This is a genomic window from Clostridium sp. UBA2485 (assembly GCF_002341865.1).
Lineage (GTDB): Bacteria > Bacillota > Clostridia > Clostridiales > Clostridiaceae > Clostridium_J.
This window is the reverse complement of sequence record NZ_DDOV01000009.1, coordinates 1-12,240: the sequence shown is the minus strand read 5'-3', so window position 1 is coordinate 12,240 and position 12,240 is coordinate 1. Positions and strand designations below refer to the sequence as shown.

Below are 12,240 nucleotides of genomic sequence, written 5' to 3'. Positions count from 1 at the left end.
ATAAATGATTAGTATAGTTCGTCCAATTTTCCACCCAAAATATCCTCAAAGTTTTTTTCTTTATCAGCATAATATCCAATTTCTAAATCATACTTTTCTTTAAGATTTTCATAATATTCTTTTACTATAAAGTCTTCTATGTCTTCATAATCAAATTTTACATTCAAATCTTTTAAAAGACTCATAAAAAACTCCATACCCTTAAATAAAGTCACTACTGATTTTTCATCATCTCCTGCTATCATGTGCTCTAAGTAGTCACAAAAGTAATCTGAGTAAAATAATTGTAATAAAGCTGATAGTTTTTTTTCTTCAATTGAAATTTTCATATAAACACCATCCTATATATTTTTAAATTAAAATTTTATTTTTTAAACTTTTATCTATAAAATAACCAATAATAAATGCGATTGCTAAATATACTATTGTATTTATAAAAATAAAAATATAATAAATTTTGAATTAGAATTATTTATATAACTGCTAAGTTTTAATATACTTTTTTCATCTAAGTAATTAGTAGGTTCATCTAATAATATTAGATTATTTTTTTGTAATAAAGTTATTATTAATCTTGTCTTTTGCTTAGTTCCTTCAGAAAGATTCTTAAATATATAATTTTCATATTTTTTTATATTAAGTTCATCTATTAATCTATAATGTAAGCCATAATCTATTTTTATATTATATAATGTTAAATAATAATCTACATTCAATAGCTATTAAGCTATGAAGTTTGAATCCGAAATAGGTTTCTTTCTTTGAAGAACATTTTCCATAAGAAGCTAATCCTTTAAATGGTTTATGAAGCTTTGCTCTTTCAAATTTACAAGCATATATAGGCATACTGTCTACTATACGATGGGATATGAGTAATAACTAAGTATTTCAGTAAGTTTTTTACGGATTATTTCTATAACTTTAAAAAGAAATCTACGGGTACGATTAAAATAAGTTCTATTGCAAAATTCAGGAAACAACTCTCTTAAGTTATTTCTGTAAAATCAAGTCATGTTTTTTCAGAATCTATAGTCATGGGCTCACCTACAATAATAATGGTAATTATTTCACTATTAGACATTATAGAAGTATTTATATTTCTATGGTTCTTAATTTAGAGCCATTTATTGATAAATATCGCCAATTATAGTAAAAAAGTCTTTTAACTCTTCAATTGTTGTGGCAGTATTGGTGTTACAAAACTTTAACATATATGTTATCCCTATTGATTATTTGTTAGTGTAAAGTTTTTTATGTCACAATTATTTTTTAATACTAAATTTATAATATAGATTTGATAAATATAAAATGAATGTTAGAATTTATTTAGAATAGAGTAACATAGTATCTTAAGAAAGAAGATACTATAGTTTGAGATATAAGACGTTAATATAGTAGCTTAATTTTGTTGTAAAAAGATTATTTGTTTTTAGGAGGAGATTTATATGAAGATATTACATACTGGGGATTGGCATATTGGAAAATTAGTTCATGGATATCATATGACTGAGGATCAAGATTATGCATTAAATTCACTATGTGATGTTATTAAAGAGGAGAAACCAGATGTTTTAGTTATTGCTGGAGATATATATGATAGATCCAATCCTCCTGTGGAAGCGGTGGCACTTTTAAATAAATATCTCAATAGAATCCTTATGGATTTAGAAACGCCTATTATTGCTATTGCAGGAAATCATGATAGTGCAGATAGGCTTCATTTTGGAAGTGATATATTTTCAAAAAATGGATTATATATAGAGGGCGTATTTAAAAAAGATATAAAAAAGATAGTTTTAAAAGATGAACATGGTCCTGTAAATTTTTACTTACTTCCATTTGTTGAGCCAGCTATAGTTAGAGAGGTTTTCAATGTAGATGTAAGAAATTATGAAGATGCTGCAAAAATTATTTTAGAACATATAAAAGAGAATATGAATAAAGAAGAAAGAAATGTATTAGTTGCTCATAGTTATGTTACAGGAATAAATGAACCGGAAACCTGTGAATCAGAAAGGGCATTATCTATAGGGGGAACTGACTACATAAAAGCTGAAATTTTTGAGGAGTTTCATTATACAGCATTAGGTCATTTACATAAATGTCAAAAGGTAAGTGATGATAGAATTAGATATTCTGGATCACTTTTAAAATACTCTTTTTCAGAGTGTAATCATAAGAAATCTGTTACTGTGGTTACTTTAGATGAGAAGGGAGAAGTTGAAATAAATTTAAGACCTGTAAAGACCCTAAGAGATATGAGAAAAATAAAAGGAAATTTAGAAAATCTTTTAGATATGGAAGTGTATAATGACACTAATATAGAGGACTATATTCATGCTATTTTAACAGATGAAGGTGAGCTTTTAGAACCTATGAGAAAATTGAAATCTATTTATCCCAATATTATGTCATTAGAGAGAGAAAATAGAATTAATAATTTAGGTGATATTAAAACTTCAGCAGGAGAAGGTGCAAAATATAAATCTAAGATGGAGCTTTTTGAAGAATTTTATGTTTCTATAACGGGAAAAGAATTTACTGAGGAGAAAAAAGAAATTATGTCATCCATTATAGAAGAACTCCAAAAAGAAGAGAGGAGTAATTAGTATGAAGCCTATAAAACTTACCTTAAATGCTTTTGGGCCTTATAGAGATAAGACAATTATAGATTTTACCTTACTTGAAAATAGAAATATATTTTTAATTACGGGAAACACTGGAGCTGGAAAGACAACAATTTTTGATGGAATAAATTTTGCACTTTATGGAGATGCTAATGGCTCAGAGAGAGATGGGAAAAGTCTTAGAAGTGACTTTGCAGACATAGATGAACTTACCTATGTAGAATTAGAATTTAAACTTAGAAATCATATATACCTCTTGAGAAGAGTGCCACCTCAACTTGTTAAAAAGAAAAGAGGAGAGGGTACAACAGAATTTAAGGGAGAGGCAGAGTTAAAGTCTTTAACCAACGATAAATTTAAAATTATAACTGGTCTTGACAAGGTTACTAAAAAAGTAGAAGAACTTCTAGGTATTAATAATAAACAGTTCAAGCAAATAATTATGATACCACAAGGAGAGTTTAGAAAGCTTTTAACTGCCGATAGTAAGGAAAGAGGAGATATACTTCAAAAGATTTTTCAAACAGAGTGTTATAGAAGTATACAAGAAAAGCTTAAAAGGAAAGTACAGGATATAAATAAAAATACATCTATGGCTAATGAAAGAAGAAATGTATATATAAAAAGCATTGATGCTTATGAAAATACAGTTTTAAAAGAGCTAATACTAGAGCAAAATCCTAATATGGGCAAAATTCAGGAAAACTTAATTTTATTATTACATGAAGATAAAGGTTTAGAAGAAAATATATTAAAATATATTAAAAGCATTGAAGAAAAGATAAGTGAGAAATCTAGGGAAATAGATAAAGCAGAAGAGATAAATAAAAAATTAAAAGAAAAAGAGGAAATAACTTTAAAAAGAATTCAGCTTGAAGATGAAAAGGAAACCTATGAAAAATTAGAGATAGATTTAAATAGAGCAAGAAATGCAGAAAGTATCAAACCTATAGAAGAAAATTATATTCAAAGAAAAGATAGTGTAGATAACAGGGTAAAAGAAATAAGCAATTTAGAGGATACAGTAGTAGAATACGAAAAACAATTAAAAATATCTGAGGAAAAGTATAACAGTGAGAAGTTGAAAGAAGAAGAAAGAAATTCTCTTATAGAGTATGGAACAACACTTAAGTCTTATATAGATAAAGTAAAAAAAATAGATGAATATAAAATTTCTGCAAGTCGTTTAAACATTAGATTGAAAAACATAGAGGATGAGCTGAAAAGTGCTAATGAAAAGCTAGAAAATATTAAAATAGACGAAGTAAATATAAGAAAAAAAATAGAAGAAGGAACTAAGGCTTCTATTGAAGTCGCCACTATAAATTCTCTATTAAAAGAAAAAGAATCAATTAGAAAAAAATTATTAAATCTTCATGATGATAATAAAGAATTCTTAGCTTATAGTGCAAAATTTAAAGAGTTTAAAATAGAATATAACACTGTTGAACAAGAATTTAAAGTAGCTAAAGAAAAATTAAATATGTTACAAGAAAAATTCTTAAAAGGACAGGCAGCTATAATGGCTATGGCATTGAAAGATGGGGAAGAATGTCCTGTATGTGGAGGTACAAGTCATCCTAAAAAGGCAGTTAATAATGTGAATATACCAAAAGAAGAAGAAATAAATCTAGCTAGAGATCATTTTGAGAAACTTGATATGAGCTATAGAGAGGAATTAGAAAAATATAATAAATTACAAGAAAAAATTAAACTTAAAAAAGAAGAAATAGAAAAGAAAAAGCATGAAATAATAGAAGAAAAAATAGCAAATTTTGGTGAAGCAATAGGAAGTGAACTTACAGACTTAATAATTGATAAAGGTAAGTCAATAAAAATTGAAATTGATGAGTTAAATAATAGATTTATACAATTAAAAACTAAGTCAGAATTGTTGAATAAGCTAAAAATAGAAGAAGAAAATCTCATTAAAGAAAAAGAACAGTTAGAGAAAAAGATAAAAGTCTCAGAAAAAAATAAAGTAGAAACTTATGGTGAAAATGAAAAGACTAAAGAAAAACTAGAAGGAATTCTAAGAGAAGTGCCTAGTGAAATCCAAAGTGAAGAGGCTTTAAATACTGTTATAAATGTAACTAGAAATAAATTTTTATTGCTTAAAAAATCATTTGAAGAAGCAGAAGAAAATTATAATAAATATAAAACTTACTATGAAAAACTTAAGACCTCAAAGGATGAAAAGATAAAAATATTAGAAGAAGAAAAAAATTTGCTAGAAAAAAGCAATAGTCAGTATTTAGAAAGTATATTAAAAGGTGGATTTAACTCTGTAGATGAATATAAAGCTTGCAAAAAAAATAGTGAAGATATAATAAGCTTAGATACAGCTATTCAAAATTATAAACAAGAGTTAAAATCTATAGTTGATAGATATGAAATTATAATTTTACAAACTAAAGAACTGCAAATTATAGATATTGAAGAATTAAAAAAGGAACTTGATTTGCTTATATTAGAAAAAGAAAAGATTACAGAAGAAAGAAACAAAGTATTTGCTAGAATTAAAAATAATAGTGAAGTTTTAGAAAATATAAGAAGAATAAATGAAGAACTAAAAGATTTTGAAGAAAAATATAGAGTTATAGCAGATTTATCTAATGCAGCTAATGGATTTACCACCATCAAAACTACCTTTGAAAGATATGTACTTGCTTCTTTTTTTGAAGAAATCATAGGAGCAGCTAATATTAGATTAAGAAAAATGACTTCTAATAGATATGAGTTAAATAGAACGGATGAAGGAAAAATTGCTAGTAGCCAAAGTGGACTTGATATAGAGGTTTTCGATAACTACACAGGAAAGGCTAGACCAGCAAAAACTTTGTCTGGTGGAGAAGGATTTAAAGCTTCTTTAGCTTTAGCACTAGGACTTGCAGATGTAGTAGAGGGTAATGCTGGCGGAGTAAATATAGACACTATGTTTATAGATGAAGGTTTTGGCACATTAGATCCAGAATCCTTAGATGTCTCTATAAATTGTTTATTAGAACTACAAGATGCAGGTAAATTGGTGGGAATAATATCTCATGTACCAGAATTAAAAGAGAGAATAGAGGGTAGATTAGAGGTTATAGCTACTTCAAGAGGAAGTAGTGCAAAGTTCAATATAAAATAAAAAGAAAGCGTAGTATAGGTAATTTTATTTAAAATTATATTTACAATTAGATTGAACAACAAAAACACTATCAATATTATGAAATTTAATAATATTGATAGTGTTTATTTTATTTTTCAATAAAAACTACCAAAATATGTTGGTGAAATTAATAGAGTTTAAACTTCAAAAAATATCATAATATCTTTTAAAAATCTATATAAACACAATATTCGACAATTATTGATAAAAATATAGTATAATTTTAGAAAAAATATATTCTTATTGAAGTTTAGGAAAATTTTACGCAATTCTTTAATAATACCATAAAAAATTCTAAATTTTTAGACTTGTATTAAATTTATGCATAATTTATAATTAAATTATAGCAATTTGAAAAATAAGGATATTTAGAGATCATATAATTCATATATAAATTACAACTTATTACACAAAGTCCTCATTACGAAAATCAATTAAATATAAGTTAACAAAGATTTTAAATTTTGTTTAATTTTTGTATGAACGAAGTATTATTCCTTTAAGATATAAATAAATTAAGTATATAATTTTCGATAGAACTTTAGAGAAATATTTAGTTTTTGTAGTATAATTTTACTCTATCGTCTATTACAGTTTTTTGAATTTTAGATATAACTATTCCATTTTTTTATGCTTTTATCAATAATTAAAAGATAGATTAATTTCTTTAATATATGCTTTACAATTTATTTTATTAATTAAATCTTTAGATAGGGCGTAATTAGACTTTTAGAAAATAAGTTTAGTAATGGCAATGAAATAATTAAATATATTGTAGAAAATTAAATTTAAAAAATTAAAATTGGTGAGAATTTTTATTAAACTCACCAAAAAATTTAACTTGGATAGATAATTTTTTAACATTTGTAAATATTATAGATATGAACTTGACTTTTAAAATTGAATCATAAAGGATATTTCTTCATGTACATTTTTGCTATAAGGTATATTAAAGATTAAATGAAGAAAATCCTTTTTGAAATAAGTTTAAAAAGCTTTTAATATAATGGTCATAAAGCTTTGAGAACTATTAAATTGCTATGTTATATAAGGGGGAGAAAAAATGAAAACTACTAAAGGTAAAGGTAAAAAAGGTACAGTTGCAAAAAGAGTTGTATCAGCTACAACGGCAGTATCGCTTTCATTAGGAATACTAGTTGCAGGTATAAGTCCTATAGAAGTGAAAGCAGTAGACTTAAAAAATTCTAAAAATGTTCAAAATTTTTTAAGTCCAGCAGCAAAACGTAATGTTATGTATTATGGAGATTGGTCTATCTGGGGCGGTGAGGGAAATTTTTACCCTAAAGATATTCCAGCAGATCAAATAACACATTTAAATTTTGCATTTTTAGATTTTGATGCAGAAGGGAATTTAATATTTACGGATAAAGACGCTGCCACAGGTTCTCCGGCTGGAGAATCAAATGTTCAATGGGGAGATGCAAATGCAGGTATATTGCCAGCATTACAAGAACTAAGAGCAAAGAATCCCAATTTAAAAATAGGAGTATCCTTAGGAGGATGGTCTAAATCAGGAGATTTTTCAGTTGTAACCGCAAGTCCACAAAAACGTGCAAAATTTGTGGAAAATATTATAAAGTTTATTGAATATACAAATATGGATTTTGTAGATGTTGATTGGGAATATCCAGGCTCAGTCCGTCAACCAGATTTAGTTGATAATAAAAATGATGAAGGTACACCTAATGCTAAGCCACAGGATAAAGAAAATTATATATTATTGTTACAAGATTTACGTAATGCACTAAATAAGCAAGGTGATAAATTAGATAAACAATATGAGTTATCAGTAGCATTGCCAGCTCCAAAAGCAACTCTTGATCTTGGAATTGACATTGATGCTTTATTTAATATTGTTGACTTTGCTAATATTATGACTTACGACCTAAGAGGTGCTTGGGATGACACAAGTGGTCACCTAACTGGATTATATTCAAATCCAAATGATCCACTTGCAGGAAAAGGATTAAGTGTTGATGAAAGTGTTAACTATTTAATTAGCCAAGGAGCAGAGCCGGAAAAAATAGTCGTTGGTGCAGCATTCTATACTCGTGGATGGGAAAAGGTAAGTAAAGGACCAGATGCTAGTACACCAGGATTATACGGCGAAGCATCTATAGTAGGAACTGATGCAGATCAATCTCCAAGTCGTGGAGCAGAAAATGAATCACCATTAATATCAGGAGACAGAGGACGCCGTGGCGGAGTATGGGCACATCGTAGCTTTGATAAATTAAAAGCAAAATATCCAGGAGTTAAAGAGTACTGGGATGATGTAGCTAAAGCACCATATCTTTATGATGAAAACTCAGGAGCATTCTTTACTTATGATAACATACGTTCAATTACAGAAAAAACAAGTTATGTTAATGGAAATAATTTAGGTGGAATGATATCATGGATGTCATCACAAGATGCTCCAACAAATTCTAGCAAACGCGATGAATTAACAAAAACTGCAAAAAAAGGTCTTTTTGGTGATGGGGAATTACCAGCTTATGAAATAAAATATGCAGACTTAGATATAATGGCGACAATAGAACCATACAAAGAGTCATGGGGATCAAGTGGTGGATATAAAATAACTATTAAAAATAATGAAGTAGTAAATGAATCTGGTGAAGTATTAAGGGCTGTGGAAAGATCAGCAGAGACAATTAAATTTCCTAAATTATATATTAAGAATAATGGTGGAAACTTAACCTCAGGTGATTATCAGGCAGGTACTGTAACAAATAAAGATGGCTATACAATGGTAGACCTTAAAGGCGTATGGGAAGGTAAAATGATAGACCAAGGCAAAAGTTATAGTTTTAAGCTAAAATCGACTGAAGCACCTCAAGATACTTCAGCTATTGAAAGTATAGAAATCACTCAACGTATTACACCAAATGGAGTGGAAATGGTAAGACAAACTATTTTTGGAGATGCAACAGGACCTTCTGATGTAAATACTAAGCCTACATTAAAGGGAGTATCAAATAAAACAATAACTGTTGATGATGACTTCGATCCAATGGCTGGTATAACAGCTTATGATAAAGAAGATGGAGATTTAACAAGTAAAATCTTAGTAAAAGGAACTGTTGATACAACAAAGGTTGGAACTTACAAATTAGTATATAGCGTTACTGATAGCAAAAATGAAACTACTACAGAAGAATGTACAATAGCAGTAAAAGTAAAAGATGTAAATACTAAGCCTACATTAAAGGGAGTATCAAATAAAACAATAACTGTTAATGATGACTTCGATCCAATGGCTGGCATAACAGCTCATGATAAAGAAGATGGAGATTTAACAAGTAAAATCTTAGTAAAAGGAACTGTTGATACAACAAAGGTTGGAACCTACAAATTAGCATATAGTGTTACTGATAGCCAAAATGAAACTACTACAGAAGAATGTACAATAACAGTAAAAGCAAAGGAAAGTACTGTTATTGACTTTGGAGTTGGACAAGGTATAGAATGGCCAGCACAAGTAAATGCACCATTTGTTGATATGGTTGCATGGGTAACAAAACCAGATTATAACAATGATGGAGTAGCAAATTTAGAAAGGTTATCTCTTGATACAGGAGTTAAATTTTTCAACCTTGGATTTGTACAAGCTACCTCAAACACTATTAAAGATGGAAAAGTTCAATGGGGTTGGGGTGGACACTCTGTTCTAAGTGAGGAACATAAAGATAATACACAGTATCAAGGAATTAAAAAATCAATAAAAGAATTACGTGAACTTGGAGGAGACGTTGCAATTTCACTTGGAGGTTTAAACGGAACTCCATTCTGGGAAGCAACTCAAGATGTAGAAGTATTAACTAATACTTATATGGACATTGTTCAAGGTTACGGATTAACTAGATTAGATTTAGATATTGAAGGATCCGCACAAGATAAAGGTAAAAATACTGCAAATGCTAAAGCGATTAAAAAAGTTCAAGATGCAACAGGAGTTGATATTGTTTTAACTGTTCCTGTATTACCAAGTGGACTAACTTGGAATCAACTTGATGTTTTAGAGGCATATCTTTCAGAAGGTGTTGATGTTGAAGTTGTAAACATAATGACTATGTGTTATGGCCCAGGAACGTTATTACCAGGAGAAAATTATGGAACAGGATCAGTAAGAGCAATAGATAGTACAAAAAACCAGTTAAAAGATTACTTTAAGAAATTTGCAAATATAGAGTTAACAGATAGACAAGCCTATGGCAAAATAGGTACTACTTCATCAATAGGCTTTGAAGGAAGTGCACACCCTATATTTACAAAAGAATGGTCTAAGTTGGTTGTTGATCATGCTATTGAAAAAGAAATAGCTATGACGTCATTTTGGTCAATGAATAGAGACGCTATGTTAGAAACAAATGCAGGAGTATCTAGTCAATATGAATTCACAGAAGTATTTAAGAAGTTTGAAGAAGGTGATGAAGGAACAAATCCTCCAATAAACACTTCACCAATATTAAAAGGAATAGAAGACAAAAAAATATTTGTTGGCGAAGCCTTTGATGCTATGGAAGGTGTTACAGCAATTGACAAAGAAGATGGTAATTTAACAGATAAAATAATAGTTACAGGTAATGTTGATAATAACATTGCAGGAGCGTATACATTAATTTACACCGTTGAAGATAGTGAAGGACTAATTACCACAAAAGAACGTATAATAACAGTTAAAGAAAAACCTGACATTACAGATGATAATTTCGATCCAAACAAGATTTATCTAGAAGGAGATACTGTAATATATAAAGGTGAAAAATATACTGCTAAATGGTGGACTCAAGGAGGAGTTCCAGAAAACAATCCTGCATGGGAAAAGGAAGTTATACCAAATGAAGATGGGAGCATGGATTATATAGAAGGAAAAATTTATTTAGAAGGAGATGTTGTTTTATACCAAGGTAAAAGATATCAAGCTAAATGGTGGACAAAATCAATTCCAGGTAGTGATGAATCATGGGAGGCATTAGATAAAGATGAAAATGGCAGCATGGATTATGTAGAAGGGAAAGCTTACGTAGAAGGAGATATTGTTTTATACCAAGGCAAAATGTATCAAGCTAAATGGTGGACAAAATCGACTCCAGGTAGTGATAATTCTTGGCAATTAATTAACTAAGTACTATTTTAAATAATTAAAATGAAAGGATGTCTTAAAAGTATAACTTTTAAGACATCCTTTAAATATTATCTTAATAATGTTTCTATCCCAACTCGGTCGATAGTTTCATTAAATTTTTCATTTTCTAAGGCATTTTCGGAGTAGAAATCTAATATTTTTGAAATTATCTCTGGAATTTCTTCTAATTTAAATTTTTTATCTAGAGCAGTTCCAAGCTTTTGCTTTTTACCAGATTTTCCTCCAAGATAAATCATTAAGCCTTCATTATCTATGGATATAGCATCAAATTTACATGCTTTGAAGCATTTACCACAATCTTTACATAGCTCATTGTTTAAAATTAATTTATCTTTAATTTCTAAAGCTTTTTTCTTACAAATCTTAGTACAGGCACTGCATAACTTACAATTTTCTTCATTAATTTTTATGGGACTTGTAGGAATAATTCCTATATCATATTGATTTGAAACTACACAATTATTAGGACACCCAGATATACCTATTTTTACTTTATTAGGAAGAGATTTTGAATGATTTTTCTCATATAATTTGGACGTAAGGGCATATGTATCTATAGTACCATTAATACATATACTACCTCTACAGCTAACTATATAGCTTAATTTTTTATTATTTATATTAATATGTAAGTTCATAGAAGATATTTCTTTTCTTACTATATCTATATATTCGTTTTTAATATTAGGTATTTCAATACTTTGATAGGTAGTAAGAGCAATTTTACCGCTGCCATATTTATGGGAAAGGTTTGCCAATTTATTCATTTGTTCATAAGTAAACATATTATCATAACTTATAACTCTTACAGAAAAAAGATTTTCATTTTTTTGACGTAAAAACCCTTTTTCTTTTATTTTTGTCAATTGTAGTTTTGCTTCATTATTCATCTTATGATAACTCCTTATAAATTTTTTAACTTACGCATCTTCAAGAAAATAGATTAAAAGTTCTAACTGGTAATTTTCTTTAAGATATCTTAATTATATTATAAAGTATAAATTATTAACAACTAAGTGATGAAAATGATATAATATCCTATATATAGATATATCAGTTCTAAAATTAATATATTTGAGAATAATTGATGCTTTTTAATATCATAGCTGAAACTATTAAATTTACAATATATAATTGAGAATTGACGATTGACAATGGAGAATTATCGATACTTCTCTTTTATAAGAGAAGTTCTAAATTTATTTCTTGTCAAAGTGGCTCAGTCACTTTTATTGAAAAATCTATTTAAAGAAATTAATTTGTAAGAATTAATTTCAACCATAATT

The 12,240-nt window shown here is 28.1% G+C and carries 6 protein-coding genes and 1 pseudogene; 3 read left to right on the top strand and 4 right to left on the bottom strand.

Annotated features, from left to right (window positions below):
* Window positions 1-8: 8 nt before the first annotated feature.
* The 3 genes and pseudogenes from B3603_RS01125 to B3603_RS01115 form a co-directional block, all read right to left on the bottom strand.
* Entirely contained in the window at window positions 9-329 is a 321-nt protein-coding gene (locus B3603_RS01125; RefSeq protein ID WP_291559724.1) for a hypothetical protein, read from the bottom strand.
* 102 nt (window positions 330-431) lie between these two features.
* Entirely contained in the window at window positions 432-716 is a 285-nt protein-coding gene (locus B3603_RS01120; protein ID WP_291559722.1) for an ATP-binding cassette domain-containing protein, read from the bottom strand.
* Window positions 712-1,114: pseudogene (locus B3603_RS01115) on the bottom strand (transposase); the annotation flags it as partial. The pseudogene B3603_RS01115 and the gene B3603_RS01120, both read right to left, overlap by 5 nt.
* 331 nt (window positions 1,115-1,445) lie before the next feature.
* Here B3603_RS01115 and B3603_RS01110 point away from each other — a divergent pair.
* The 3 genes from B3603_RS01110 to B3603_RS01100 all read left to right on the top strand — a co-directional run bounded on the left by B3603_RS01110 (window position 1,446) and on the right by B3603_RS01100 (window position 10,933).
* Window positions 1,446-2,609, top strand: coding sequence for an exonuclease SbcCD subunit D (locus tag B3603_RS01110; RefSeq protein ID WP_291559720.1), 1,164 nt, complete (start codon window positions 1,446-1,448; stop codon window positions 2,607-2,609).
* A 1-nt stretch (window position 2,610) separates the two neighbouring features.
* Window positions 2,611-5,760, top strand: coding sequence for an AAA family ATPase (locus B3603_RS01105; protein ID WP_291559718.1), 3,150 nt, complete (start codon window positions 2,611-2,613; stop codon window positions 5,758-5,760).
* A 1,084-nt stretch (window positions 5,761-6,844) separates the two neighbouring features.
* Window positions 6,845-10,933 (top strand): glycosyl hydrolase family 18 protein, encoded by a 4,089-nt coding sequence (locus B3603_RS01100; RefSeq protein ID WP_291559716.1) that lies wholly within the window; start codon window positions 6,845-6,847, stop codon window positions 10,931-10,933.
* 68 nt (window positions 10,934-11,001) lie between these two features.
* Here the strand turns inward: B3603_RS01100 and B3603_RS01095 are convergent, their stop codons facing one another.
* Entirely contained in the window at window positions 11,002-11,844 is an 843-nt protein-coding gene (locus tag B3603_RS01095) for a 4Fe-4S binding protein (protein WP_291559713.1), read from the bottom strand.
* Between the last annotated feature and the right edge of the window lie 396 nt (window positions 11,845-12,240).